Here is a 26,983-nt window from a genome sequence, read left to right on the forward strand (position 1 = left end):
AACCGAAATAGAGATTCAGTATTTTAGGGGTTTCGTAGATTAAGAATGATGGTTTCTGCCAGCTTTATGTTAAACCCTTTTAATGACGCTATCTCTTCGGCTGACGCGTTTCTTATTGCTTCTATGCCGTCGAAGTGTCTCAGCAGCTCAAGCCGGCGCTTTTTTGATATACCCTTAATCGACTCAAGCGGGGAGCGTTTCATTCTCTGTTCTCTGAGCTTTCTGTGATAGGTGATTACGAATCTGTGTACCTCGTCCCTGATGCGCTTTAAAAATAGTGATGACTGTGAGCCGTCCTCAAGGCTTATCCCCCTCAGCGCCCCCGGTATAAATACCCTGTCCGGATTCTTCGCTATCGAGATGACAGCAGGTGTGTTTTCTACAAACAGGCCCTCGGTGTTTAACTGCCTCAAGGCTTCAAGGGCACTCTCAAGCTGTCCCTTCCCGCCGTCTATGACAAGTAGATCGGGGAACTCATCTCCAAGGTTTTTGGCAGCCCTTGTAAATATCTCAGTCATCATCGAATAATCATCAACGCCCGTAACGGTCTTGATTTTAAGCCGCCTGTATGACTCTTTAGCGAAGCGCCCATCCCTCCAGCGTATAAACGCGCCCGCCGATTCACTTCCTGATATTGTCGATACATCAAACGCACCTATGTCTGTGGGTGGGGCAGCAAGGTTTAGTCTCCTCGCTAATTCCTCCATTATAGCGCTGTCCGGGGCGCCTCGCTTCAGAGACAGGTTTCTCTTTGCCGTTTCGTTGGCCATGTTCAGGATGTCGGCTGACGTGTCGGCTGATATGCCGGGGGATTGGCCAGGGGATTGGCAGAGCGGGGTGATTATCTCTACAGGACTTCCCCTTCTTTTTTTCAGCCATGCCCTCAGCGTACCCAGTTGTGCCGGTTTTTGTGCGACTATTATGCGCTCTGGCGGGATGATGTCCTTGTTATAAAACTGTTCGATAAACGTGTAGAGCAGCAATTTATAGGACAACCCCTTGAGGTCTTTTATGTGAAAATCCTTCACCGCAGTCAGCACCCCGTTTCGTATGAAAAATACGTTAAACATGCCCTCGCCCCCTGTAGTGTAAAACCCTATGACGTCGGCATCGGCAAGGGCTGGGTCTATTACCTTTTGTGTCTCCCAGGTGCTGCGTATCGCGGCTATCTTGTCTCTGACCATGGCGGCCTTCTCATACTGAAGCGCCTCGGAATGAGCTGTCATCGCCTGCGTGAGTTTGGATAGCAGTTCCTGATTGTCACCTCTTAAAAATTCTATCACCTCATTGACTGCCGCCATATAGTCCTCTCTGCTTATCAGACCGACGCAGGGCGCCCCGCATTGTCCTATCTGGTATTCAACACATGGGCGCTTGAGGTTTTCGATTTTATACCTGCACGTCCTGACGAGGAAATATTTTCTGATGAAATCCAGTGTCTCTCTCATCCCGCGCGACGAGACATAGGGGCCGATATACACATCGCCGCCGTGGTCAAACCGGCGCACTACCTCAACTCCAGGCCACTCTTGAGTTACGGTTATCTTTATGTATGGATAGTTCTTGTCGTCTTTGAGGATGACATTATACTTCGGTCTGTACTGCTTTATGAAATTGGACTCAAGCGCCAGGGCCTCTATCTCGTTTTGCGTAATGACGAAAGAAAAATCAGCGGCCTCCTCAACAAGGGCTGATTTCCTCAGATCGCCTGATATGCTTTTGTGAAAATAACTCCTCAGCCGGTTTCTAAGGCTGCGTGCCTTACCAACATAGAGGACCTTTTCTTTAGCGTTTTTAAACAGATAGACGCCGGGAAGGGGCGGTACAACGGCGAGTTTCTCAAGCGGTTTATCCATAGATTATCAATATATTATCAGGCGATTATCAGAAATCTCTCTACCCGTGAGTAATCGGTCTTGAGGGTCAGATTGTGAAAGCCTGCCGCGCGGGCAATTTCCATCACGCTGTGAGCTAGTGTGTCGCCAAGTTCAAACGCCATTATGCCGCCTTCGTTTAGGTGTCCTGGCGCCCCTGCGATGATTTCTCTGTAGAAGTGCAGTCCATCTGTGCCTCCATCGAGTGCCTCTACGGGTTCGTAGAGGGCAATTTCCGGCTCAAGTAAATCTATATCTGCTGTCTTTATGTATGGTGGATTGGAGATTATTACGTCGAAGGCCATGCATGCAACGGGTTCATAGAGGCAGCCGGTGTAGAATGTGACATTTTTAATATCGTTAGCGGCGGCATTTGCGGCGGCATATTTTAGGGCTGTCTCAGATATGTCAACCGCGTGGACGATTGACTCTGGGAAGTGTTTTGCAAGCGTGAGGGCAATGCAGCCGCTTCCAGTGCATAGGTCTAGCACACTAATGTTTGGCTTGTGCTTGTTACTTAGAATCCCTGTGAGTATCTCCACAAGCAGCTCGGTCTCTGGCCGGGGAATCAGCACCCCAGTGCCGACTGTTAAAGACAGCCCGAAGAATTCGACTTCCCCTGCGATATACTGAAGGGGCTGCCTGGCAAGTCTGCGGGCTGTCAGGGAATCGAGTTTTTTGAGCACTGAAGCGGCATCACCTGTGACTTTGCTGAAATCACGCGCGTAAAGTGCTGATTTACTAATATTTAATGAAAGACACAGGAGTTCATCGGCCTCTTTTTCTGCGTCCTTAATGCCAGCGGCTTTGAGTCTGGAGCTTATTTCACTAGCAAGTTTATCTGTGGCTGGGCTGCTCACCAGAGACCTTATTTATTGGTAGATGTATGAAGAAACTTGCGCCTTCACCGGCCTTGCTCTTGACAAATATACGCCCTCCCGAGTTTTGAACAATACCTTTGCTCACGGCCAGACCCAGTCCGGTGCCCTTTCCTTCGGGCTTTGTAGTGTAGAATGGCTCGAATATCTTGTCCAGATAATCAACAGGTATGCCGGGGCCGGAGTCTGTGAACTCTATCTCTACCAGCTCATTGGTGTCCTCGATAAATGTCCTTGTCCTGATGATGATCTTCCCTTTGTAGTTCATCGCATCGGATGCATTTATCAGGAGGTTGATAAATACCTGCTCAATCTGCGACTGGTCGCCTTGTATGCGCGGCAGTAAGGGGTCAAAGTCTTTCTCTACCACAATGTTATAAAACTTTGCCTGATTACTCAGTATATGCAGGGCGTTTTCTATTGCCTTGTTGACATACATTGTGAGGTCATCCGAGGGGATTGTCCTTGAGTAACCAAGCAATACGGCTATGATATTAGAACACTTCTCAGCCTGCTCGACAATGACCTTGAGGTCATCCTGGTCGGCCTTGTTATCAGGGGAGATGCGTTTTGCCAGCAGCCTTGCAAAAACGATTATGCCAGTAAGGGGACTATTCAATTCGTGAGCTACGCTTGCGGCCATTCTGCCCAGCGAGGCCAGTTTCTCTGTGTACATGTACTGCTTCTGAGTCTTTCTGATTTCAATGGCCTTTTGTTCCATTATCTCGGAGAGTGCCCTGGTTTTCTCTTCAAGTACGTTCTTCCCTGCCTTGAGTTCCTTTGTCATGTCGTTGTAGTCTTGTCCTAAGGCGCTTATCTCATCTTTTGCGCGAACGTCTATCGTATGACCATAGTATCCCCTTGTTACCATTTTTATGCCCTCTGATATCAATACTACAGGTTTGATGACGAATTTCAACAACAGCAGATACAACGTCACAGCAATCAGGGCAAGGAAAACAACTCCAAGTATCATGACATCAAGGGTTTTATCTCTAAATTTTTTATCTAACTGCGACATAGAAAACTCAGCCTCAATGATACCGTTAATTGTAGAGCCTGGAGCGTGAACGTGACACGCGGCAGACGAACACGATGGCTCATTCTTCACAGGGATGAAGGACTTAAGTACGCGGCCATGGTTTTTCTTGTCAGTAAAGTAGAAATTCCTGCCCGTATCCTTGAGGGTGACCTTGCTGTCTATTACATGACACTCCTTACAAATCATAGAGTTGGACGGGATGGACTTGCCGAGGTCATTTTTATCTGAGGAGAATTTGATATTTCCCTTGTGGTCTATTACCCTGATAGCCGTATGAGGGATAGTGGAAGAGGTGTTTTCCAGTATATTCTGAATGACTTCGCCATGGTTTAACAACATGTTGTATCTGAGGCTGTTTCTGATGATTTCTATAGTGTAAACGGCCTCTTCAGTGGTCTTGGCGACTATTTCCTCATTTGTCCGGAAGATGAACTTATACCAGAAAATCAGGGCACCCACAAGCAAAAGGGCGCTCAACGATACTAAAATTTTTAAATTTACAGTGCTTTTCATTCAATTCCCTTAAATATCCACGCGGTGAGTATGCTGTCATTTACACAGCGTACTTCCGCTGACTTACAAAATGACCGCAGCGTCAACGGGAAAGCCTTCAATGGTTTCTCCAGACCTAACTATCAACAAACCTCCATTTATTCTAATAAATTTATAGGCACTTAAACAAGTCTAAAATTAATATTGACAAATATATTTTTTTTGTGTATGTTAAATACATGTGTGATACGTAAGGCGTACATGCCGGTGTTCAGGGTTACATGTACCGGTTTGTAAAATGATGTGGGCGAAGATAGTATTCGTTAAAGATTTTCACAGATAATCATGACAAGGGCGTTGCCCACCGGCACGCTGCCCACCGGAGGTTGCCGGAAATAGCCCCGGAATAAGCCCCTGAATGCTGGGGGATAGCTGGGGGAAGTTTGTCACGGTGGTTTATCAAAATGCGCATGGTAGTGGAAATACAGTAAGACTGCTTTACTTTATAAGGATATAAATATTAATCTCTAACGCTGCAGGGAAAAAAGATATAACTGCAAAAAAATAAGGAGTCCGCCAATGAGCAATATCGCAATCTCTGAGTTACAAGAAGGGAATATCGAAGAATTAACAGTTGTTGCTGAGGAGCTGAACGTAGAGGGCGCCTCAAGCATGAGGAAACAGGAGCTTATATTTGCAATACTACAGGCGCAGGCAGAGAAAACGGGGAATTTATTTGCCGAAGGTGTCCTTGAGATTCTCTCTGATGGATTTGGCTTCCTCCGTTCACCGGACTACAGCTATCTGCCAGGCCCTGATGACATCTATGTCTCCCCTTCACAAATAAGGCGTTTTAACCTGCGTACCGGTGAGCTTGTCTCAGGGCAGGTGCGTCCTCCGAAGGAAAACGAGAGATATTTTGCCCTGTTAAAAGTTGAGGCAATCAACCACCAGGCGCCGGAACAAAACATCACGCGTCCTCTTTTTGACAATCTGACGCCGTACTATCCCACTGAGAGGCTCCACTTAGAGTATGACATTACAGATTACTCTACACGCGTCATGGAGTTAATCGCCCCAATCGGCAAGGGCCAAAGGGGACTGATTGTGGCCGCCCCCAGAACGGGTAAGACTATGCTCCTTCAGTCAATCGCCAAGTCCATACGGGCAAATCACAAGGAAGTTCACTTAATCATCCTGCTCATCGATGAAAGGCCGGAAGAAGTCACAGACTGGAAAAGACAGGTGCAGCAGGCCGAAATCATAGGCTCGACCTTTGACGAACCCCCGCACAGGCACTGCCAGGTGGCCGAGATGGTCATCAACAGGGCAAAACGCCAGGTGGAGTGCAAAAAGGACGTGGTCATCCTGCTTGACAGTATCACGCGTCTTGCAAGGGCATATAATGCAGTCATCCCTGCAAGCGGCAAGGTACTCTCCGGCGGACTTGATGCCAATGCGCTTCAGAAGCCAAAACGCTTTTTCGGCACGGCAAGAAACATAGAAAACGGCGGCAGCCTGACCATTATAGCCACTGCCCTGGTTGATACGGGAAGCCGTATGGACGATGTAATCTTCGAGGAGTTCAAGGGCACGGGCAACATGGAGCTTCATCTTGACAGAAAACTCGTAGACAAGAGGATATTCCCAAGCATAGATATTAACACCTCCGGCACGAGAAAAGAAGAACTGCTGGTAACTAAGGAAGTTCTGAACAAGATGTGGGTGCTGAGAAAGGTTCTCAATCCACTGAGCAGTGTAGAGAGCATGGAATTCCTGCTTGCTAAACTGAAAAACACAAAGGCCAACAAAGAGTTCCTTGATATGATGAATAAGTAGGGGCGCAGAGGGGGCGTTGCTTCACCAGCCGGTGCTATATGTCAGACGCTCCTGTATGAAACTGTAATACCTGGGAGCAGTATTCGTGCTGGTACGTTATTAAATTACGATGAACGGTAAAATCAAGGATATTTTAACCACCCCGATAGGGTCAGGTCTTACGGCAGTGATTATTTCTATAGCTGTTTGTTTTGGCCTTTCTGCGTTTGTACGGCTTTATGAGTATAACGTGTGGAAACAAAACCCGGACAGATATTTCGTTAACAGTACACCTATGATGACTACCGTTGATGCCTTTTACTGGGTACGGCTGGCGAGGGAATATAAAAACGGGACTTATTACGAGGGCCCTCGTGAAGGCTCAGGGGTGTATTTAATTGACACCCTCCGGAATTTCCCTTCGCAATTTCTTAAACCACTTCGTACTCCGGCAATAAGCATCTTACTGGCCAAATTCTCAGGCGCGTTCGACGGCAATTTATACATAACCGGCGTTTATCTTATTGCCGTACTGTCAGGCTTATTTATCGTACCGCTTATACTTTATTTCGGCAGGACGGGATTTCTGCCGGTGGGTATACTTGGCAGTCTTGTCGGAACATTCAGTTTTATTTACATGGTCAGGACTTCGGCAGCACGGGTCAGACCAGACGCCTTCAATCTGTTTTTCCCATTTTTGGCGTCTTATTTCATTCTCCTCACATGTGACCCTGGGGGGAAGCCGCGGACAGGCAGGATGACATACCTGTACTCTGCCCTTGCCGGAGTATCTATGATGCTCATGGAGCGATGGTACGGCATTAGTGAGTTTTCATACCTGTATCTCGTGTGTTTGACCGCATATCTGATTATCAATAAACACAGTTTTAAAGTGGTATTTTTTTCGACACTGATATTTTTATATTGCTCTTTCCCGTTTTCTGTTAATGTTGGGGTGTTTGCAGTTTCAGCCGCGATTATTTTTATTGGTTATTCCTATGTTGTGGGCAAAAAGGGAATAAAACCTGTTTACGCTGCAACTGTGATTTTAGTGTTGATCTCAGCCGCCGCAGCGATTGGCTCGTCCTACGCTATAAGTATGCTCAATTCTTTACTCGGTTCTGTTTCTTTCATAATAAAGAATTACCTTACATTCAACATGGGTGGCAATCCCAGCGCCCTCACTCAGGTGACAGAGTTGCAGCGTTCATCAGTTTCAGAGGTGTTTGGCTATGTCATAAAGATACCGGCCTTAAGCGCTATGGGATTTATAGGTTTTATTGTGTTTAGCGTTTATCACTTTAAAAAGGTCTTTCCGGTTTTTCCCCTATTTTTTATTGGCCTGATGTCTTTTCTCTGGGCGAACAGGTTTGCCATGTACCTTGCGCCATTTATCGGGGCGGGGCTTGGCTATCTGATTATTGTTGCTGCGTCAGCCTTTGCTGGCAAATTAAAAGAAACCGCAAAGAAGTCTGTCGTTTACATATCGACGGTTGTCTTTTTCATTGCAATAATAAATCAGACTGGATTTTTCTTTATCCCTCAGCCATCGCTTAATGTCGAATACTACAGGGTCTTTCAGGATATAAAGACTAAACTTCATGGGAAATCTGCTATTTTGACGTGGTGGGACTTTGGATATGCGCTTGAGGATATTACTGGTGTTGCAACCTTTCACGACGGCGGGACGCAGCATGCTGAGAAAACCCTCTACATTGCCCATGCCTTTACCTCGAAAAGCCAGCCCGAATTTTACAACATCACAAGCTATCTCACCGGCAATGGCTCAACCGTAACCTCCGGTGACATTACCAGCGGCAAGGCTGCACAAAGGCCGATAGACAATGTCAAAAACACCGGTATTTATGTGCTTTATACAAGCGATATGATAGGTAAATTTCAGGCAATGTTCAACGTAAGCGGTATTAATACACTCCGGCTGCCAACAACACCACAGCCGATGATACAGCCCCTCAACTGCCAGTCTCTTAAAGACGATATGCTGGACTGTTATGAAGTTAAGGTCAATCTGAAGACCGGTATGATAAACAACTCAACTCCCCTTAGAAAGGCCCTTTTCGTTGACTCCGGCAATACGGTGAAGACCATCGAATTCGAACATAAAAACGGTCTTTATCTTGAACTGTTTGCCCTGGGTAGATCCATTAACTCAGTTATGGTTGTAAATGATGTATTCTTTGACTCGAACTTAAACCAGATGTACTTATTGGGCAACCACGACAAATCGCTGTTTGAGGAGGTCTATAGCGCCCTGCCTCACGCAAGGCTCTTCAGGGTAAAAACCCCTGTGATACCGACGATGTAAGCGCCGTTAAAATGCGAAGGTCCTAATGCTCCTCTCTTTCGTAAATATCGTTGAATCGTATAATGTCATCTTCATTAAGATACTCGCCGTTTTGAACCTCGATGACCTCAAGCGGGATTTTCCCCTTATTTTCAAGTCTGTGAAGGGTGGTCTTTGGCACGTAAATGGATTCGTTGGCGTGGACAAAGAGTTCTTTTTCGCCCAGGGTTACTTTGGCCGTGCCGCTGACGACAACCCAGTGTTCAGACCTGTGCATGTGCATTTGCAGACTCAGAGAATGAAGTGGATTCACTATCAGGCGTTTAATCTGGTAGCGGTCGCCCTTGCCCATGAGTGTATAGCTTCCCCATGGCCTGTACGTGGTAACGTGTTCATTTATCTCCTGTCGCCCCAGCTCTTTTAACTGGGATACAACGTTTTTTACCTTCTGCGCGTGCCCTCTCTTTGATACAAGGACAACGTCGTCTGTCTCAACGACGAGGCAGTCTTCCATGCCCAGAGTAACGGTCAACCTCTTATTTGCCAGTACCATTGAGTCTTTTGTGTCGATGGCAATGACATCTCCTGTTGTGGCATTGCCTCCGGTGTCTTTTTCTAATATCTCAAAGATTGAATCCCACGAGCCTATGTCATTCCAATAGATGTCCAGAGGCATGGTGGCAATATTATTGGACTTCTCCATGATGGCGTAGTCGATAGAGATATTGGGCAGTGTGGCAAATATCTTGAGCATCTCGTCATAACTCTTATCGAACACCCTGCCGATTTCAGGCGCCCAGCGGCGGAATTCCTCTGCTATTACGCTGGGCTTGAAGATGAACATCCCAGAGTTCCAGTAGTGTTTGCCGCCTTCGATGTACTCAAGTGCGGTTTTATCGTCGGGTTTTTCTGTAAACTTCTCTACGCGGTAAATCTCCTCTGTCAGACCGCTAATGGTGAGGGATTGGTGTTCCCTTTTTATATACCCATAACCAGTTTCAGGGCGCGTCGGCATTATGCCAAATGTTACAATATATCCCTCAAGAGCTGCCTTCTCAGCGGCCTTTAAATATTCGATAAAACGCTCCGGCGGAGAAATCACATGGTCTGAGGGACAGACAAACACGGTTTCGTCCTTAGCTGCGCCAAGATTATCCATACAGTACTTTACGCCGAGGGCTATTGCCGGTGCGGTATTCCTGGCGGTTGGCTCAAATACTATATGGCCCTTGCTGCTGACTTCGTGCCCGTCTGTCTTATGGCCCGCTGCCTTTGTTACAAGGGATTCCATGTCAGATTTTACATGGAATTTGTATTCTTTATTGGTCAGCACGATTATATCTTCGGGTGGTACGGCCAGGAGTACCCTTGCCATAGTTTCCTGCAGTAGCGACTGCTGGCCCTTTAACTTTATAAACTGCTTCGGATAACTCTTTCGGCTCAAAGGCCAGAGCCTAGTGCCAGAGCCACCTGCAAGTAACAATACCTTCATTAAGGTCTATCCTCCAAATGTTTGCTTACTAAGCTGAGTCAAGCCAGATTCAGCCCTTACGTCCAATATTACCCCCACTTTGAAGAAAATAGCAAGCTGAGAAACTATACTACTACAGACAAATCCTTATGAACAGGGGACTTTCGACCATCAAGGGCATAAATAGTTATTTTCTCGCTTTTACCCTTGATAGCTACAGAGCCTAAAGAACGTGTCAGGTAGTCCCCGCTGGACTTATCGAGGGTAGCGCTGCTTACGATAATTTTTGATTTAAACCCTTCAGTTTTCGTAAGGGTTTCAAGTCTTGAGGCAACATTTACACCATCCCCTATGACAGTGTAGTTAAGTCTGGACTTAGAGCCCATGTTTCCTGCTAACACAATGTCTGTGTTTATCCCAATACCTATGTCAATCGGCGCAAAGCCCATTTGTTCTATTTCTCTGTTTAAACCACTTAGAGCCCCCACCATCTCTAAAGCCGAGTTAAGCGCCCTGTCAGCGTCATCTGGATTACTGATAGGAGCGCCATAAAGGGCCATTATAGCATCTCCTATATACTTATCTATAACACCGCCGTACCTTTCTATGATGGCGCTCATCTCGGTTATATATATGTTTAACAGGGTGAGGATTTGCTTTGGCGGGCGGTTTTCGCTTATCGTTGTGAAATTTCTTATATCAGAAAACAATATGGTTACCTCGCGTTCCTCGCCGCCAAGCTCGACTGCCTTTTTTAGCAGCTCATGGGCAACAGGCGCCGATACGACCTTTCCAAGCAAGTCGGCCACTAGCTCCTTTTCCTCAAGACCTGTACTCATGACATTAAAAGCCTCGGCAAGCTCACCTATTTCATCCTTGTGTCCTATCTGCACCCGATGGCTGTAGATACCCCTGGCAATTTCTCTAACACCATCCACAAGAGTACTTACTGGTCTGGTAACAGTTCGGGCTATGCGTAACGATACAAGGATTGAAAGAAGCAAGGTAAGGACAAAGAACACGTAAAGGATTTTTCTTAGCCTGTAATATGGTTTGAGGACTTCGTTCAGAGAGCGTTGAAGAACTGTAACTATCGAATAGCCTTTAGTTTTTTGCAAAGCAGCTATTGCCGTAACATATTTTTCATTTCCATCGTTTACTTCCAACGTATCCACAGCTTCGATGTTAATTTTAGAAATAGCCTTAAGCAGGGTTTGAGCGGCTTGTTTAGATAAAGTAGATGCGATGATTGACTGGGGCTCTGTCCTTTTAATATTCAAAATGGTTACATGAGCTAGTATCAGTTTTTTTAACTCTAAAAGCAGATCATCATCTATAATAAATCCGGTACATAACCATGCAACAGGGTCTGGGGCAAGAAGAGGCACTATTGTAATCTGGTATATCTTCCCGTCTATTGTGACAATGGCTGATGCCTCGCCATTGGCCTCCGCCTCAGCCAACGCTTCTGGAATACGCACTGTATCGTTGACAATCTCAGGGTGCATCGTATTTGCTAATACAGAGTGTTCTAATGATATGAGCATAACCATATGAGCATTTATGCGTATTTTCAGGTTTTCCAGTACCGAGAGGATTGTTTCATGGTCGGAGGTTGTAACAGCATTTTTAAAAGCAAAATCCATGGACAGAAGATGTGTCATCTGTGCAAGCTGCCGGGCTCTGCTGTTCATCAGTTCGATAAACACACGCCCCCCTACGGTGAGGTTTTCATATATCTGGGTCTTAGCGTTATCTATCATAACAGTATCTATAAATACAATAGATACGAGTTGAACAAAACCAAGCAGAGTTAAAAAGAAAAAAAGTAGTCTTGAATTAAAACGACGAAAAAAAAAGTCATATCAGCGGTAAAGTCCCCCGCCACCCTCTAATAATGGTCCACGCCTTGAACGCCATTGTTGTGTAAGCTGTACTGTGAATTTAACATCGCTGTCATTGCTGCCAGTCACCGAGACCTTCACTTTTTGACCTTGTGACTTCGGACCCATGGCTGGATGCCAAACAACTGCTTCGTATTGCCCCTCTGGCAAATTATTTATGACCGCTTTGCCATGAGAATCTGACCTTGCAAAATACGGTGTATCAACTACATATACATATGCCTTCATCCAGTCGTGTATATTACAGCCGATAACTACCACGCCAGGTTTGTCAAAAAGTATTTTGTTTTTGGTATTAGCCCCAGGAGGATACAAGGGAATTTCAAAGTTTTTTGCAGAAGAAAAAGAGTACACATGATGGCGTATTTTATCGTTGTTTGGAAATGTCACGGTAGTGCCCGCCTGCACAGCCGTCACATAGTCAATAAACTCTTTATCAACCTGATCTACAACCGCTTGCAGCGGTGCTTTTGAATCTCTCATGGAAGAAGATGCAGGAGTTACCGTTACAACTGCATATTCGACCGGTTTACCATCTTCACCGGCAACAAATGCTTTAAGACTTGCCCCATAACAGCAGGTTGCTGAAGCCGACATCGTTATCACAATAAACATTATAAAAAAAATATTTCTCTTCATGAAACCCTCATAGTTTTTATTAATAGCTGTACATTAAAGCAAACTTTACTATGTTTTCATAGTAATCCCACCCGTTGGCACGTCCCACGACATGTGAATAACCGGCATTCAGCGACATATGTCCGGTCAAGGCATAACTGGCCCCTATCGAAAACTGGTGAGCGAAACCATTCAGCTTATATGCCCACAGGGGCTGTCCATAATCATCATCATGAGCGGTTGCCTTGGCATATCCCTTTATAGTGTCAACATATTTCTTACCTGCTGAGGATACGAAATCACCGGTATTAAAAAAATAACCTGGAGTGATAACTAAACTGGGAGCGACAAGAAAATTAGCCGTCAGTGAAATCCTATGGCTGTTGAGATCGAAAACACGGCCAGAAGTGCCAGGGTCAGCAGCGCTGAGGTCTTTACCCCTTCTTGCAGTATACTGATACCCTGCCTGCAAGTCTACACGTTCACTGACATACCCTCCGGCATTAACGCCAACCGTGTATATCATGCTGTCCCTGCTGCTGTCACTTACATCAAGATATGAAGCAGAGCCAGTCAGAGAAATCCATGGAATCTCGTGGCCTACGCCGAGCTTTTGCACTAAAGCAAACGAACCACCTGCTTGAACACTGTCCAATTTGTGGTATAAACTATATATCTCACCAGAGACATCAACAGTAAGCCGCAATCTCGTGCGTTCTCCTAGCTGATAATATCTGCCAATGGATGCGGAAGGTATTGTTATAAAATCTCCTCTTCTTTCATCGGAGGCAAATGTATAATTTATATTATCCCTGTACTGGGCAGACAAATTGGCGTTCAATATCCAATCCGCCCATTCAGCATACGACGGGGAAGGGCATACAAACACTGCTATCACTGCTATCATTGTGGTACAGGCTAATATCCAGAGGCTAAGAGACCTGATTTTCCCAAAACTCTTTAAGGTAAACACCATCTTTGAACATCCCTCATAACATTAATAATCTGCTTATTAGCAACCTCGCAGTCATGCTATCATAAATCCAAATAATAAATCAAATAATTTTTTCGATGCTTTTTTCGATGCTCTGGCGCGGCCCTGTCATGACGCGGGCTTTTTCCTTAGCAAACCCTTCATAAAGAGTATCTCACCGAACGTAAAAGCCTTCTTAGCAAACACCCCGTATATTGCAAGCGCCGCCGCCAAAACCATAAATTTCGGATAACGACCGGCAGAAAAATATATAAGCCCAAGCGCGATGCCCCCCCCTGCAATAGCTAAATAACCCCGTCTGAACAGCGGCGCAAGAGAGACTATCGACGACATATAATACAGATATATGCCTAAGTACAAGACATTTGACGCGAAAAAGGCAGCGCTTGCCCCATATGCACCGCTGAACTTTGTAAGTGGATAATACAACGCGCCGGAGAGTGTCAGGAGTATCAGATTTAATATAAACATATTGCGCTGTTTATGCAGTATTATCAATAACGGCTCGAAGATATATATTAAAAAACTAAAATTAATACCCAGTATCATCAACCTCAGAAGCGCGGCAGAGCCGACATATTTAGCGCCAAAAAACAACATCACCAGCTCCTCGGCCATGACGAACCCTGCAATTGACAATGGAATAGTTACAATAAGTGTAAGTCGGCACGCCGTTGTTATCATCTGGTCTATCTGTTCCTTCTGGTAACTAATAGCGGTTAGGGAGGCAAGCACAGGATACAGGGCTACACTGAATGAAATGGGAAATACATTCAGCCTGTTTACTACCCTGGCCGGGGCCTGAAAAAGCCCTATATCGTAGTCTGTCGTAAATGTTTTCAAAAAGAATACACCCAGATATGAGTATACCTGGATTAGTATCTGGTTTACCGCAAGAAAACCGCATTCTTTTATAAAATAAATCATCCTGCCTTTATCAAACTTGATGACAGGGCGTGCTCCTAATCTGGCAGCTAAGCCCCACGATATACATAATCCTATTAGATTTGACAACATAAAGGCCAAAAATGCGGCATTAAAACCCATGTCAAAAAAGACCACCGCTGCCATAAACACCACAGACAGGAAAGAGATAACAAACGACACCAGTGTCTCATACTTGACCTTCTCAAAGGCAATAAACACAGAGGTGCAGACACTGTTCAGCGCCGCAAATGTGATTGCAAAGACGTTTATGGCAAGTGCCGGGAAATAAATGGCATCGACTTTAAAAATCACCAGCAGCACCATAGTAAAGACAAGTATGGGCGGGGCCAAAAGGCCGATTAATGCTAACCCCTCTCCGGTAATTTCAGGGGCTTGCCCCTTGTCAATCGCAATATCTCTGACTAGTATCCTCTGCAAGACTAAAAAAAGCGGTAGGACAGTCCAGCACGCCGCTATCAAAAACGAATAGACGCCAAACTCCTTGACCCCCAGGTACCTGGCCACAATCGCTACCAGAAGCAGTGAATTTATTACCTCGGCCATCCTTGAGGTAATAAACCATGCCGTGTTTGACGCTATTTTCTTTATCCGCTTAGTTTGATCCATTGATCGATGGCTTTATTACTTTTAATTAACGGGGGCCATTACAGCGCCCTGTACGACCGGGACGCTATGTCGATGTGTTATATTTTTTTAGCAGGCCGTCTATAAACCCTTTAAACAATAAATACAGCTTCCCCGGACTTCTCTCATAGATTATAGTGCCTATGGCGATCCTTATAACCGTTGCAAACAGAGAGAGGTAGGCAAGGCTGGAGAAAGTGCCAATTTTCTTGAGGTACTCGAATATTAAAAACTGATTCCTTACCATATAGTAAAGCTCCTTGTCCCGAAGCCGTATACTCTTTCTGCCAAGTATTATTTTATCGCCGCCCGGCTTGAGTTTTTTTATGATAAGGCCCTCTTTGACCATAATAATGTTTGTATAAAGGGAGGCCATCAGGCCATATGCGAAATCGTCACACCAGCAGAAAAACCTCCTGTCTGGATACCCTATCTCCTTAATAATATTACGGCTGATAAGAAGCCCCTCGAATGAGACAAAATTCTTGCTGGAGAATGTCTGATACTTCGCAAACACGGCGTCTTTTATAACCTTTTGCCTTCCAGTGGCAAGGTCGATGTACTTGTTGTCCTCAAATACCTGTCCATCGGGATATACCCTTGAGGGCTGGATACATTCCCCTAGGGTCGAATATGACAGGAGTGTCTCCAGCGCGTGGAGTTTTGGCTCAACGTCGTCGTCCATAGTCCAAATCCAGTGGAATCCAGCCTCGTATGCCCTCTTGATTCCCTCGTAATATCCACCTGTGCCTCCGGTGTTTGAGTTCATCCTTATGTAGTGCAAGGTGGTGCCGCTTGCCCCGTGGTTTTTGGTTATCTCATACGGCTCAGACAGGTTTAAAGGGGGCAGTGTATCAATAAATCCCTGCCTTAAGAGTTCTGAAGGGGTGTCGTCCTGCGAGGCATTGTCTATCAACCAGACGGCCTCAAGCGCCCTGGTCTGTTTCATCAGGGCACTCAGGCACTCACAAAGCAACGCCTTTCTGTTGTATGTCACAACGACGGCGCACACGCTAAGGGCGGCTGCCCCGCCGGAATCAAGCTCACTCACACACAGAAGATAACATATTTACGGCTGCCGTTACAACTTCATGGTGTAATATGTTAGAATCACCTGTAGAATGATGCGGTAGCTCAGGAGGTATTGTATTGGAATTACGCAGGTATCTGGAGATATTTAACAGAAGAAAGAGGATATTTTACTTCATACTTAGCGCCTCTGTGATACTGTCGCTGCTGATGCTGATTCTTATCAGGCCCACGTACAAGGCGTCTGCAAAGGTATTGATTACAAAGGCGGCCTTTGCAAATGGATTGTTAGCGGGCTGGGGTCTGACCTCACAGACAACCGCAGCCTCTGATGACGTAAAGACTGACGTAGAGCTGTCAAGGGTAAAACCGCTGGCTCAGGCGGTTATTGATGAGTATAAGCTGAAGGGACTATTTGGCTCGCCGTTAAAGGCGGATGATTTTTTTGAGCCTTCTATTGCGGAGAATCTGTTTTCCCTGCCTTATTCAGTTGTTAAGCAATATAAAGAGGCAGCCATCATAGAGATAAGCGCTGTATCACGGGACCCTGAACTGTCAGTCTCTATTGCCAACACACTATCAGCGCGTTATATTGAAGACACAGTAGAGCGGGTAAAGGCCGATTTCAAATCAGCAAGAGAGTCAATTGAGTCAAAACTTGAGTCAATCAGAGACGACTATTATAAAACTCTTGCCCTCGCCACAGGTATAAAACTCAGAGATAAGACTGTCGATCTAACAAGTGAAACAACTAATCTTATCGAGACAATATCAACTCTGAAGACAGACACCGAGACGGCAGACAAGGAGATTGCCCAATACGAAGCCGAAATATCAAAGGGTGTTAAACAATTAAAAGAACTCTCATTGTACAGAAAAGAGACATTTGAGATGACTACTAACTCAAGACTTGATATGTTGAAAATCACTCTCGACAAAAAGATTGCAGAACAGGCAAGCCAGAAAATCGACATAACAAAGGAGCATCCAAAGTATAAGGCCCTTAACGATGAGATAGAGGCGATAAAAAGACAAATGAGCGAAGAGGTTGAACTTGTCCTAAGCAGAGAGATTAAGTCGGTGAATCCCTTGTACACTGATGTATCGAAAAGGATTATAACGAATTACATAAACAAGGAGGCAGTCCTTGCCAAAAAGATAGTAATGCATAAGTTTATGAAGCAATATGAGGAAAAACTTATAAAAATACCGGTAAAGTACGAAGAGATTGCCCGCGTAGAGCCGGTGCTGGCGGCACAGAAGGAGATGTACATGAGGGTTAACCAGTATGCCATACAAGCGGCTCTGGCTGAGTCCATGAACCTGTCAAAGTTAAAGATAATAGAGCGTGCCACAACTCCGAAGAAGAGATTTTACCCAAAGCGGGGACGCACACTGGTCTCAGCAGTTTTACTAGGCTTATTTCTGGGCACAGCGGCCATGTTTTTTACCGAGTACATGGACAATACCGTTAAGTCAAAGGCTGATATCTCAGCCCCTTCAAAACTCCTCGGGCGTATACCGCACTCAGAATACCTGAGAAATTATGATGCTTTTACCTCTCCCAGTTTCATAGAAGGCAATTCCAAAGAAGTAGAGGCCATTAACGAGATTAAAGACAACATCTTCTATATCAACGGGGCAGCCTTACCCCTGATTGTAACAAGTCCGAAGAAAGGTGACGGCAAGACCTGTGCTGCGTCATTGCTTGCCATAGCGTATGCCAGAGAAGGGCGCAGGGTCTTACTTGCCGGTGCCAACGGACCTGCCGCGTTTTTCGGCATGACTAAGGATATTTCAACCGTGCCAATATCAACAAGAGAACCGGGGCTTGAAGTACTGCTTGTGCCGGATATCGCAAAGGCTAATGAAGTCCTCAGCAACCTGCGTGACGCATATGACCACATAGTTATAGATACCGGTTCAGTAATAGACTGTGCGGCGCTTGACGGCAGGGTTATCTGTGTAGTAGAGCCGTATAAGTATGAAAAAGACACATTAGACAGGGTGCAGGGTTTAGCGCATTTCACTGGTTTTGTATTTAATAAAGACAAGTCACAAGAGAAACTGTTTGGCCTGAGTAAAAAACCGTCGGCTGCTAAAAACGCCTCATAAGCACATCGAATATTACACGATGTCCTTTTTCGGAGAAATGCATAGGGTCAGCAAACAAATAGAACTCCTTTGATGGTATCCCCTTAGCGAGGAACTCTGGCACAGGGTCAATGAAGTCTATGTTGTGAGAGCTGAAGAAGGCTGAGAGTTTTTTCTGCGGCTCAAGCAGCGCGTCTGCCTTTCTCAGTTGGACTTCATAGGGGGCGATAATCACTGTAAAGGGGATGTGGTAGGACTTCAGGGCAGCATCAATGTTTAGGATTGGCTGGATGTTTTTATTAAAGATTTTATCGTTGTCTGCGTTATAGTACAGGGCTTCGGCCCGGTAAAATCTCAACTGCGGGTCAGTTAGAAGGCCCTTTAGATACACATAAAGCAGAGAATTTTCCCTCAGGAATTCGTTCAGACCGGCAAGAGTGCCTACGTGTCTTGCGCTGTCAAATATGGTTGTCTTTCGGGCTTTTGTGTTTAGTTCCCTGTCGATGAGGGCGGCAGAGTCGGAGTTTAAGTCGTTCAGGCAGTAAATCAGGTATACTCTTTTGAGTTTGGGGATGATTTCGGGATGAGAGGGGAGAAACTGTGCTATAACGTTTTCATAGTCGTATGAGTTATAACCTACTACGCCAGAGTTATACACTATGGTGTTTGGCAGTTTTGAGCGCAGGAGACCGGCAAACGTATCCTGTTCTTTAACGCCAACGCCGAAGGTGATTGAGTCTCCGAGTAAGAGTACAGCATTGTCGAGGTGTTTATCTGTGTAATCTTTCGGGATGCGAAAACCGTATTTATCAGTATAGACCTTCTCACCGAATGATATGGCTTCGATGTTTTTAGCGTTTCCCTTGCTGGGGCCAAAGGCGTTGAAAACGAAAAGCCCACGCGAGTTGCTGATAGGTTTTACGCTGCCACTGAGTCTTATTATTGCCTCAAATACAAGTAACACTGCTGCTGCTGCTGCGACAGAACAGACAATCAGCAGGATATTTATATAGTTCCGATTCATTACAAATATATTATAAATAATTAGAGTTCTAAAATGCCTTGCCTTATTTTAGGGCTGATAAAACGCTGATCGCGAGTTAATTTAATACACATATTGACACATGTTACAGAAATACTGGAAAATTGCCTATTACACATTAAATCCTTTGGGAGGGGGCGTGTGTTATGACTAAGGCAGAACTATTGGATAGAGTAGCGGCAGAGTCGAAAATGGCAAAAACAGAGGTTGCAAAGGTTATTAACAGCGTGTTTGATAATATTTCTAAGGCCCTGAAAGACGGCGAACGTGTTATTCTTGTGGGGTTTGGTACATTTGTTGTATCCGAAAGAAAGGAGAGGAAGGGGAGAAATATTAAAACCGGAGAGGCGACGGTGATCCCTGCAGCAAGAGTGCCGAAGTTTAGAGCGGCTAAGGGCCTAAAGGATGCGGTGGGATAAAGAGTATTAATTGATGTGTGCAAATCCACTGATATAAGATTTATGAGATCGTGAAGAAACCTTTTAAATAATTGTACTGAATATAATAGCAAATATTCAAATTGCTATGCTATACTGATGTAAGATTGATGGGCCGTGAAGGCCAGTGCATTAAAGCCACGAAGGCAGCAGTAACCTCCGGTGTGTAAGATAGCGCACACTGGCTGAGTGAGATTGCCTTTGCGGCTATTCGTTTTTAACGGCTCTGCAGTAGGCTGTATAATTCAGTGTAGGGAGAGGCATATGCACATCCCGGACGGGTACTTAAGCCCTCAGACGTATATACCGATGTTTGCAGTAACGGGGACATTTTGGGCTGTTGCACTGCGGAAATTAAAAAAAGAACTTTCAGTTAAAGAGATTCCCTATCTGACGATGGCCTCGGTGTTTTCCTTCCTTATAATGATGTTCAACATTCCTATTCCAGGGGGAACTACGGGACATGCCGTCGGGGCGGCAATCGTTGCCACGGTGCTTGGGCCATGGACGGCCGTAGTGGCGGTCTCGGTGGTTCTAATCGTTCAGGCTATTGTGTTTGGCGATGGCGGGATAACTGCAATTGGTGCGAATTGTTTCAACATGGCAATACTAATGCCATTTGTCTCATCATGGGTGTTTAGACTTGTCAGAGGAAAATCCTCAGATGGGGCAAGATTATCAGCAGCAGCCTTTTTATCAGGGTATGCAGGACTTTTGGCCTCAGCGCTGGCAACGGCTGTTGAGATGGGAATTCAGCCAATAATCGCCGCTGCCCCCGATGGTACACCCCTCTACGCACCATATCCGCTGTCGGTCACAATCCCGGCTATTGCACTGTGGCACATGTTTTTACTATGCATTGTCGAGGGTATGTTAACGATGTTGTTGTTCAGGTATTTCTATAAACATGAACCGAAGGGCCTGTATTGGGCAAACTCTTCGGTAGTGGGAGGAGGACGCACGTGATTCAGAAGAAACTGTGGATAGGGCTGGTGATTATGGCGCTTATGGTACCACTTGGTATTGTCATACCTGAGAAGTTTGGGGCTGCCGGGGCATGGGGGGAGTGGAGTGCTGAGACACTCAGCCAGATGCTGGGCTATCTCCCTGATGGGCTGCGCCGATACGCCGGTCTCTGGAATGCCCCTATTGGGGATTACTCTGTTGCCTCGGACAGCGATAACACATTCGTCAAATCACTATCTTATATTGCGTCGGGCCTTATTGGGGCTGTTATTGTCGGCCTTTGCGTCTTTATAATATCCAGGACAGCACTCAGGCGTGAATAATAAGGTACCGTCTTTCTTGTTGACAACCCAGCCGCCTCCAGAGGTTAGAGGCGCCAGGGTTAAGGGTTCATTCATAGACAAGGGAATCGGACATATCTCAAAGTTTTATGAGACGGTCTTTTTGCAGTGGGAGTTATCGCGAAAGGACGGCCTGTTTCAGCGGTTAAACGCCAGGACAAAGGTGGTGTTTCTGGTGTTTTATATATTTATTGTCAGTGTGAAAAAAGAAGTGTCGTCGGAAATATTGGTTGCGGTGTTTATTTTCCTGTTTGTCTTACTGTCGAGGGTTGGGATTTTTAAGTTTTATTGGAAGGTATTCATTGCCGGGTTTTTATTTGGAGTACTTGCCGGACTTCCCGCCGCACTCAATGTGATAACACCGGGGGAGACGGTTTATAAAATTATAGAACTACAGCGGGCGCGGATATACCATCTGCCGGAGACTATCACGGTGACGCGCGAGGGTATCCTGCTGGTAATGATGCTTACGGCACGGGTAGTCAATTCGGTTTCGATTACGCTGTTGGTCGTCAGTACGACATCGTTTTCAGATATTTTAAAGGGGTTAAGGGTCTTCAGGGTACCTGAATATTTTTTGATGATACTGAGCCTGTCACAAAAGTATGTATTCATATTTTTAAAGATGCTCCGCGATATGCACTCAGCGAAAAAGGCGCGTCTCATAGGTTCAGCGGACGCCGCAGGCTGGATACCTGGAAGAATTGCCTTCATATTCAATAAAACTCAGCTCAGGTGTGAAGACGTGAATAAGGCAATGGTCGGGCGCGGGTTTACAGGAGAGGTAAAACTGGCCGGATTAGAATATATAAAAACAGTGGATATCATGTATGGGGCGATATTTATAGCGTTGTGGATGGTATTATTAATCTTGTAAGATAAGGGATTCAATGGAGACGGTACTTGCCCTGAGAGGGGCGGCATATAAGTATTATGAAAAGATAACTGCCCTTGATGGCGTAAGCCTGTCGATTGAAAGTGGGCAGCGGGTTACTGTAATCGGGGCAAATGGAAGCGGGAAGTCATCCCTGCTGCAAGTCCTTGCGGGGTTGATGTTTCCACAAAGCGGCGAGGTGCTGTTTAAGGGCGAACCGTTCACAGAGAAATCATTTAAGGATGCGGCGTTTTTGAGGCATTTCAGGTCGGCAGTCGGGTATGTATTTCAGGACTCAGACGTGCAGTTGTTCTGCCCTAGTGTGTTTGATGAGCTGGTGTTCGGGCCGCTTCAGATGGGGATGGATGAGCAGGAGGCGTCGGGGCGGGCAGAAGAGATTATGATGATGCTTGGGATAGGGGCACTGCGTGACAGGCCGCCCTATATGCTCTCCGGCGGTGAGAAGAAGAAGGCGGCAATCGGCTCGGTACTCACGATGAACCCGGAGATTATACTGCTTGACGAGCCAACAACCGGGCTTGACCCGAGGACGCAGGCATTTCTGGTTGAGCTGCTGTTTACCCTAAACGACGCGGGTAAGACCATCGTACTCTCAACACATGACCTTGCCCTTGTCGAGGAACTACAGGGAGAGACGGTGGTGCTTTCTGAGGGGCATACGATTGAAAGAACAGGCAGCGCTGGCGCAATTCTCGCAGACGAAGAAATGCTCCTTCGTGTAAACCTGATTCATGAGCACTTCCACCGCCACAAAGACTCAGGCGGCACTATCACTCATGTCCACCGCCATGCCCACGGGGATTGATACATGAATAATTCAGCAGACAACAGGGTGGCCTTCACCCCAGAATGGGTTTTTTTAGTAATAAGCGTAGTGTTTGGGTATATTTTTATATTCGTAACGCCCCCGTTTCAGGCCCCTGATGAGTATCATCATATGTTTCGTGCCTATCATGTATCGATGGGCGGGTTAGTTTCGTCGAAGGCGCTGGGGTCATCGGGGGCAGTGCTTCCTGCAAGTATTGGAAATACAGTTATAAACGTATCGACAAACCTCTCTCAGCACCCGGAAAATAAGCAAAAGCTCTCAGACCTGGCCAAAGTCATGAACATCCCGCTTGAGCCGTATAATACCGTGTTTTACTTATTCCCAAACACGGCAAGATATGCCCCCGTCATGTACACCCCGCAGTCAGTGGGGATATTAATAGGAAGGCTATTTAACGCCGCCCCTATATATATCATGTACTTGGGGAGGATGACGAATCTAATCGTCTGGATAGCGTTGATATATATTGCGATTGTCACTACGCCGATATATAAATGGCTCTTCGTGCTATTGGCCCTGACGCCGATGTCGCTGTTTTTGAGTGCGTCGCTCTCTGCCGATGCCTTTACGAATGGGATAGCCTTTGTGTCTGCCGCGTTGATATTTAAGGCTGCCTTTGGCAGTAGAGGTGAGGTCTCATCGGGTGAGCTTGTACTGATTTTTCTGACAGCGGCGATGCTTTCCCTGTCAAAACAGGTCTATGTACCGGCGCTGTTGATTTTTCTGATGATACCGGTGCGCAAGTTTGGCACGTTAAAAAAATATATAACTACCTCGGTATCATTTTTTGTCTTTAATATAGCAGCGGCCTATTCGTGGTATTTTCTGTCAAAGGATTTGCTTGTCCCGCTCAGATTAAAACTTGACATATCGCCGCAGAGACAGTTTTATTCCATCACGCACTATCCTATGGACTTTGTAATTGCGATAAAGAACACTGTCGTAAGATATTGGTCTGATGTGCTGACAGATTTCATAGGGAAACTGGGCTGGCTTGATACGGAGCTTCCCGCGTACATTCATATAACGTTTTGGGTGCTCCTGATTTTCACTGCCATTTCAGAAAACAACCGCGATATCCTGATAAAACTAAAAGACAAGGCGGTAGCGACGGCGGCTGTCGTATGTACAACGTTTCTGATAGTCCTCTCACAGTATCTGACGTGGACAGAGGTTGACAAAAATATAGTAGAAGGGCTGACAGGCAGATATTTTATACCAGTAATGCCCGCGCTGTTTCTATTATTTTATAACAATAAATACCACATAGACATGAAAAGTATGCTCTTTGGCATTTTGATACTATGCTACTTGGCAGTTGTAATGATTTCCACGATAGCGGCAATGATAACGCGCTATTATTTGTGAGGGGGCTGGATATACATATTGACCATAAAAATGCCCAGCATGTAAAGAAAGTACCAGGGCGTAAGACAGATATTAGCGATAGCCAATGGCTGGCAGAGTTAAGCCGCAGTGGTGTTTTGGTGAGAGCAAGTTTTATCCCACCACGAGATATGAGGTTACCAGCGCTTCTGCGTGCTGCTTGAAGACATCTGTTGATTCTGGCATTGATTCTGCTTGACAAAGGGGGCTGCCGTGTAATACGTTATAGATATGGCTAACATCATCGCAGATTTTACCCCGTTTTACGGTCAGCACTGCGAATCTACTGCGACTGGTTCGCTTATTAATCAACTCCTGGGGGTTGACCAGGGCGGGACGGCGTTTTCTGAACCTATGCTCTTTGGCTTAGGTGAGGGTTTAGGATTCATATTCTGGAACATGAAAACTATGGATTTCCCCTTCCTTGGCGGAAGAATTAAGCCAGAAGCCTTAACTCAGAACATCGCCAGAAATCTGAACTTAAAGCTGAACATTGAGGAAACTGCATCACCCAAAAAGGCATGGGATTCACTCAAAAACAATATCGACAGGAACATTGCCACCGGTCTTAAACTCGATTGTTATTATCTGGATTATTTCACAAAAAAATTCCACTTTGCCGCGCACTATGTCGCCATGTACGGCTATGATGACGACTTCGCATATTTGGTCGATACCTCACAGCAAGGCACTAACGTAAAGACATCACTAAAAAGCCTTGAATTAGCCAGAAATGAAAAAGGCCACATGTCTTCAAAAAATCTGAGCTACACGATTCAAGGCAATATCAAAGACTTCAGGGAAGCCGTCCTGACGGCAATACGCAATAATGCAGCAGATTATCTGAACCCACCAATAAAGAATCTCGGGTTTAAAGGGGTATTAAAGGCAGCTGATGAAATCAAAAAGTGGTTTAAAAACAGCAAGAACATTGAAAGAGATTTTATAACAACCGCAATCCTTATGGAAAAAGGAGGAACCGGCGGTGCCTTGTTTAGAAATCTGTACAGGGATTTTTTAAAGGAAGCCTATGAACTGACAGATATAATGGCAATTGATAAGGCATACCAACTATTCGCTGAAACGGCAGAACTGTGGACGAAAATCGCCGCATTGTTTGACCAAACAGGCAAGACTAAAGATGTCGAATACATAAACCAGGCCTCTGTAATACTTGCCGGTATATCTGAAAAAGAAAAGACTGCAATGGAACTGTTATTAAAAATATAACGCTATGAAAAACATTAACTTGACCGGCTAATGCAGCAGCCTTGCGCCATAAGCGTTCAAAACGTACATAAATCATATGGGAAGACAAAGGCGGTAAATGGTCTGTCCTTTAGTGTAAAACACGCCGGGTGCTTTGGGCTGCTTGGCCCCAACGGTGCCGGTAAGACTACAATGATGAAGATGGTCTACGGCAAGGCAGAAAGAGACGCCAAACCGGAGGGCGTAATAAATGTACTTGGCTTTGACCCGCAGCATAACCCGCTCAATGTCAGACACTTGCTTGGCGTCGTCCCCCAGGATGATAATCTCGACGTAGGGCTCAACGTCTATCAAAACCTGTCTCTGTTTGCAAAGTTCTACGGTCTTTCGGGCAGTGCCGCAAAAACCGCAATCGAGCATCTTATCGAAATGATGGAGTTGACAGACAAAAGATACTCAAAGACACGGGAACTGTCCGGCGGGATGAAAAGGCGGCTGATAATAGCACGCGCCCTTCTCAATAACCCGAAAATCCTGATACTCGACGAACCCACAACCGGCCTTGACCCCCAGGTGCGCCACATGATATGGGATAAACTCAGGCTGATGAAAAAAGACGGTATCACCATGCTCCTGACTACCCACTACATGGAAGAGGCATTTCAACTTTGCGATGACCTGATTATAATGCACAAGGGGGAGAAGGTGATTGAGGGCCAGCCGCGAGAACTCCTTGAGCAAAGCATAGAGAAATACGTCCTTGACATTGTAAACAAAGAACGCATGGATAAGATAAAAGACTGCCTGAACTCCCCGTCACTACGGGCAGATATATCAAGGGAGACATTGCACATATACAGCAATCACATTGTTGAGCTGAATGAGATTGCCTCACAGCTTGAGCCGGGGGATTATTTTCTGAGGGCAGCGAATCTCGAAGACCTGTTTATAAAGGCCACAGGGAGGGCGCTTGATGACTCAGGATAACAGCAGCCCATATCCACCGCTGTCACACCGGATATACGCAGTATGGTACCGCCACATGCGCGTCTACTCAAGCAATCTGTTGAGCAACGGGCTTCCACCGTTTCTTGAGCCGCTGATATTTCTGGCAGGCATAGGGCTGGGCTTAGGCAAGTACGTGCCCGGCTTTGGAAATGTACCATATGTCGTATTCCTTGCCATGGGGCTGCCCATTACGACGGCAATGATGACGGCGGCGTTTGAGTGTTCGTTTGGCACGTTTATCAATCTGGAATTCAACAAGGTGTATGACGGGATGCTGGCAGCGCCCATCAGCGTAAACAATCTGATCATAGGGGAGATGCTGTGGGCGGCGACAAAGGGATTTTTCTTTGCCTTTGCGGTGCTTGTGGTGACAGTCCCGTTTGGGGTCATTCCGTTGCCCGGGGGGTTGGTGATGCCGTTTATAGGTTTTATCACGGGGCTGATGTTTGCGTCTCTTTCGCTTCTGGTCACATCGTATGTGAAGACTATAAGTTTTTTCAATTTTTATTTCACGGGGTTTCTTTCTCCGATGTTCTTTTTATCAGGCGTGGTGTTTCCCCTGGCGGAGCTGCCAGAGGTGTTAAGGTACGTGGCAGAGGCGCTTCCGCTGACACACCCTGTCAGGCTGGGGCGCAGCCTTTGCCTTGGACAACTCAGACTGGAGTTACTGTTTGATGTGTTGTATATTGCAGCATTTATCGCACTGGCAGGATACCTCGCACTGAAGAGACTACGTAGACGGCTTATTGATTGACGTGCCAGCTTAAACCGTGCGTATC

General features: G+C 45.9%; 22 protein-coding genes and 1 pseudogene. 13 read left to right on the top strand and 10 right to left on the bottom strand.

Annotated features, from left to right (window positions below; genetic code table 11):
* Positions 1-23 precede the first annotated feature (23 nt).
* The 3 genes from uvrC to ASN18_RS05120 are packed head-to-tail and all read right to left on the bottom strand — an operon-like array spanning position 24 to position 4,307.
* Positions 24-1,856: an excinuclease ABC subunit UvrC gene (gene uvrC, locus ASN18_RS05110; protein WP_085051668.1), complete on the bottom strand. Its 1,833-nt coding sequence runs from the start codon at positions 1,854-1,856 to the stop codon at positions 24-26.
* Positions 1,857-1,873: 17 nt separating this feature from the next.
* Positions 1,874-2,734, bottom strand: coding sequence for a peptide chain release factor N(5)-glutamine methyltransferase (prmC, locus tag ASN18_RS05115; RefSeq protein ID WP_236861529.1), 861 nt, complete (start codon positions 2,732-2,734; stop codon positions 1,874-1,876).
* The gene (locus ASN18_RS05120; RefSeq protein ID WP_085051670.1) at positions 2,712-4,307 is read right to left on the bottom strand and encodes a sensor histidine kinase; all 1,596 of its coding nucleotides are present in this window, start codon (positions 4,305-4,307) and stop codon (positions 2,712-2,714) included. The genes prmC and ASN18_RS05120 overlap by 23 nt, the downstream gene beginning before the upstream one ends.
* 567 nt (positions 4,308-4,874) lie before the next feature.
* Between ASN18_RS05120 and rho the strand changes: the two genes are divergently transcribed.
* Both rho and ASN18_RS05130 read left to right on the top strand, forming a co-directional pair.
* Positions 4,875-6,125: a transcription termination factor Rho gene (rho, locus tag ASN18_RS05125; RefSeq protein ID WP_085051727.1), complete on the top strand. Its 1,251-nt coding sequence runs from the start codon at positions 4,875-4,877 to the stop codon at positions 6,123-6,125.
* Between the two features lie 109 nt (positions 6,126-6,234).
* Positions 6,235-8,430, top strand: coding sequence for a hypothetical protein (locus ASN18_RS05130; protein ID WP_085051671.1), 2,196 nt, complete (start codon positions 6,235-6,237; stop codon positions 8,428-8,430).
* Between the two features lie 22 nt (positions 8,431-8,452).
* Here the strand turns inward: ASN18_RS05130 and ASN18_RS05135 are convergent, their stop codons facing one another.
* The 6 genes from ASN18_RS05135 to ASN18_RS05160 form a co-directional block, all read right to left on the bottom strand.
* A complete protein-coding gene (locus ASN18_RS05135) occupies positions 8,453-9,901 on the bottom strand; it encodes a mannose-1-phosphate guanylyltransferase/mannose-6-phosphate isomerase (RefSeq protein ID WP_085051672.1) in 1,449 nt (482 codons plus the stop codon).
* Between the two features lie 104 nt (positions 9,902-10,005).
* The gene (locus tag ASN18_RS05140; RefSeq protein ID WP_085051673.1) at positions 10,006-11,643 is read right to left on the bottom strand and encodes an adenylate/guanylate cyclase domain-containing protein; all 1,638 of its coding nucleotides are present in this window, start codon (positions 11,641-11,643) and stop codon (positions 10,006-10,008) included.
* A 102-nt stretch (positions 11,644-11,745) separates the two neighbouring features.
* Complete coding sequence (locus ASN18_RS05145; RefSeq protein ID WP_085051674.1) at positions 11,746-12,423, bottom strand: methylamine utilization protein; 678 nt, start codon at positions 12,421-12,423, stop codon at positions 11,746-11,748.
* A gap of 19 nt (positions 12,424-12,442) precedes the next feature.
* A complete protein-coding gene (locus ASN18_RS05150) occupies positions 12,443-13,378 on the bottom strand; it encodes a porin family protein (protein ID WP_085051675.1) in 936 nt (311 codons plus the stop codon).
* A 126-nt stretch (positions 13,379-13,504) separates the two neighbouring features.
* Entirely contained in the window at positions 13,505-14,950 is a 1,446-nt protein-coding gene (locus ASN18_RS05155) for an oligosaccharide flippase family protein (protein WP_085051676.1), read from the bottom strand.
* Between the two features lie 64 nt (positions 14,951-15,014).
* On the bottom strand, positions 15,015-16,019 hold the full coding sequence (locus ASN18_RS05160) for a glycosyltransferase (protein WP_085051677.1): 1,005 nt from the start codon (positions 16,017-16,019) through the stop codon (positions 15,015-15,017).
* A 98-nt stretch (positions 16,020-16,117) separates the two neighbouring features.
* Between ASN18_RS05160 and ASN18_RS05165 the strand changes: the two genes are divergently transcribed.
* On the top strand, positions 16,118-18,112 hold the full coding sequence (locus ASN18_RS05165) for a GumC family protein (protein ID WP_236861530.1): 1,995 nt from the start codon (positions 16,118-16,120) through the stop codon (positions 18,110-18,112).
* On the opposite strand, the gene ASN18_RS05170 is transcribed toward ASN18_RS05165, so the two are convergent.
* Positions 18,096-19,115, bottom strand: a complete 1,020-nt coding sequence (locus ASN18_RS05170; RefSeq protein WP_085051679.1) for a GDSL-type esterase/lipase family protein — start codon at positions 19,113-19,115, stop codon at positions 18,096-18,098. The genes ASN18_RS05165 and ASN18_RS05170 overlap by 17 nt on opposite strands.
* Before the next feature lie 164 nt (positions 19,116-19,279).
* Between ASN18_RS05170 and ASN18_RS05175 the strand changes: the two genes are divergently transcribed.
* The 10 genes and pseudogenes from ASN18_RS05175 (at position 19,280) to ASN18_RS05220 (ending at position 26,958) form a co-directional block, all read left to right on the top strand.
* Positions 19,280-19,552, top strand: coding sequence for an HU family DNA-binding protein (locus tag ASN18_RS05175; RefSeq protein ID WP_085051680.1), 273 nt, complete (start codon positions 19,280-19,282; stop codon positions 19,550-19,552).
* A 282-nt stretch (positions 19,553-19,834) separates the two neighbouring features.
* Complete coding sequence (gene cbiM, locus ASN18_RS05180) at positions 19,835-20,536, top strand: cobalt transporter CbiM (protein ID WP_085051681.1); 702 nt, start codon at positions 19,835-19,837, stop codon at positions 20,534-20,536.
* Positions 20,533-20,859 carry a PDGLE domain-containing protein gene (locus tag ASN18_RS05185; protein ID WP_085051682.1) on the top strand — a complete coding sequence of 109 codons (327 nt, stop codon included), beginning with the start codon at positions 20,533-20,535 and terminating at the stop codon, positions 20,857-20,859. The genes cbiM and ASN18_RS05185 overlap by 4 nt, the downstream gene beginning before the upstream one ends.
* The gene (locus ASN18_RS05190) at positions 20,852-21,754 is read left to right on the top strand and encodes an energy-coupling factor transporter transmembrane component T family protein (RefSeq protein WP_085051683.1); all 903 of its coding nucleotides are present in this window, start codon (positions 20,852-20,854) and stop codon (positions 21,752-21,754) included. Before ASN18_RS05185 ends, ASN18_RS05190 begins: the two co-directional genes overlap by 8 nt.
* A 13-nt stretch (positions 21,755-21,767) precedes the next feature.
* Positions 21,768-22,577 (top strand): energy-coupling factor ABC transporter ATP-binding protein, encoded by an 810-nt coding sequence (locus ASN18_RS05195; protein ID WP_085051684.1) that lies wholly within the window; start codon positions 21,768-21,770, stop codon positions 22,575-22,577.
* Between the two features lie 3 nt (positions 22,578-22,580).
* Positions 22,581-23,969, top strand: coding sequence for a DUF2142 domain-containing protein (locus tag ASN18_RS05200; protein WP_085051685.1), 1,389 nt, complete (start codon positions 22,581-22,583; stop codon positions 23,967-23,969).
* A 29-nt stretch (positions 23,970-23,998) separates the two neighbouring features.
* Positions 23,999-24,124: pseudogene (locus tag ASN18_RS05205) on the top strand (IS110 family transposase); the annotation flags it as partial.
* A gap of 94 nt (positions 24,125-24,218) precedes the next feature.
* Positions 24,219-25,217, top strand: coding sequence for a BtrH N-terminal domain-containing protein (locus ASN18_RS05210; protein ID WP_085051687.1), 999 nt, complete (start codon positions 24,219-24,221; stop codon positions 25,215-25,217).
* A 30-nt stretch (positions 25,218-25,247) separates the two neighbouring features.
* Positions 25,248-26,183, top strand: coding sequence for an ABC transporter ATP-binding protein (locus ASN18_RS05215; protein WP_085051688.1), 936 nt, complete (start codon positions 25,248-25,250; stop codon positions 26,181-26,183).
* On the top strand, positions 26,170-26,958 hold the full coding sequence (locus tag ASN18_RS05220; RefSeq protein WP_085051689.1) for an ABC transporter permease: 789 nt from the start codon (positions 26,170-26,172) through the stop codon (positions 26,956-26,958). Before ASN18_RS05215 ends, ASN18_RS05220 begins: the two co-directional genes overlap by 14 nt.
* Positions 26,959-26,983 lie beyond the last annotated feature (25 nt).

The sequence above is a fragment of the Candidatus Magnetominusculus xianensis genome (genome assembly GCA_001541255.1).
Taxonomy (GTDB): Bacteria; Nitrospirota; Thermodesulfovibrionia; order Thermodesulfovibrionales; family Magnetobacteriaceae; genus Magnetominusculus; species Magnetominusculus xianensis.

Coding starts and splice junctions, on each gene's coding strand:
- ASN18_RS05145 (WP_085051674.1), bottom strand. CDS start 12,423: ATGAAGAGAAATATTTTTTTTATAATGTTTATTGTGATAACGATGTCG.
- cbiM (WP_085051681.1), top strand. CDS start 19,835: ATGCACATCCCGGACGGGTACTTAAGCCCTCAGACGTATATACCGATG.
- ASN18_RS05215 (WP_085051688.1), top strand. CDS start 25,248: ATGCAGCAGCCTTGCGCCATAAGCGTTCAAAACGTACATAAATCATAT.
- ASN18_RS05210 (WP_085051687.1), top strand. CDS start 24,219: ATGGCTAACATCATCGCAGATTTTACCCCGTTTTACGGTCAGCACTGC.
- ASN18_RS05200 (WP_085051685.1), top strand. CDS start 22,581: ATGAATAATTCAGCAGACAACAGGGTGGCCTTCACCCCAGAATGGGTT.
- uvrC (WP_085051668.1), bottom strand. CDS start 1,856: ATGGATAAACCGCTTGAGAAACTCGCCGTTGTACCGCCCCTTCCCGGC.
- ASN18_RS05120 (WP_085051670.1), bottom strand. CDS start 4,307: ATGAAAAGCACTGTAAATTTAAAAATTTTAGTATCGTTGAGCGCCCTT.
- ASN18_RS05150 (WP_085051675.1), bottom strand. CDS start 13,378: ATGGTGTTTACCTTAAAGAGTTTTGGGAAAATCAGGTCTCTTAGCCTC.
- ASN18_RS05195 (WP_085051684.1), top strand. CDS start 21,768: ATGGAGACGGTACTTGCCCTGAGAGGGGCGGCATATAAGTATTATGAA.
- ASN18_RS05170 (WP_085051679.1), bottom strand. CDS start 19,115: ATGAATCGGAACTATATAAATATCCTGCTGATTGTCTGTTCTGTCGCA.
- ASN18_RS05140 (WP_085051673.1), bottom strand. CDS start 11,643: ATGATAGATAACGCTAAGACCCAGATATATGAAAACCTCACCGTAGGG.
- ASN18_RS05135 (WP_085051672.1), bottom strand. CDS start 9,901: ATGAAGGTATTGTTACTTGCAGGTGGCTCTGGCACTAGGCTCTGGCCT.
- ASN18_RS05155 (WP_085051676.1), bottom strand. CDS start 14,950: ATGGATCAAACTAAGCGGATAAAGAAAATAGCGTCAAACACGGCATGG.
- ASN18_RS05130 (WP_085051671.1), top strand. CDS start 6,235: ATGAACGGTAAAATCAAGGATATTTTAACCACCCCGATAGGGTCAGGT.
- ASN18_RS05175 (WP_085051680.1), top strand. CDS start 19,280: ATGACTAAGGCAGAACTATTGGATAGAGTAGCGGCAGAGTCGAAAATG.
- ASN18_RS05220 (WP_085051689.1), top strand. CDS start 26,170: ATGACTCAGGATAACAGCAGCCCATATCCACCGCTGTCACACCGGATA.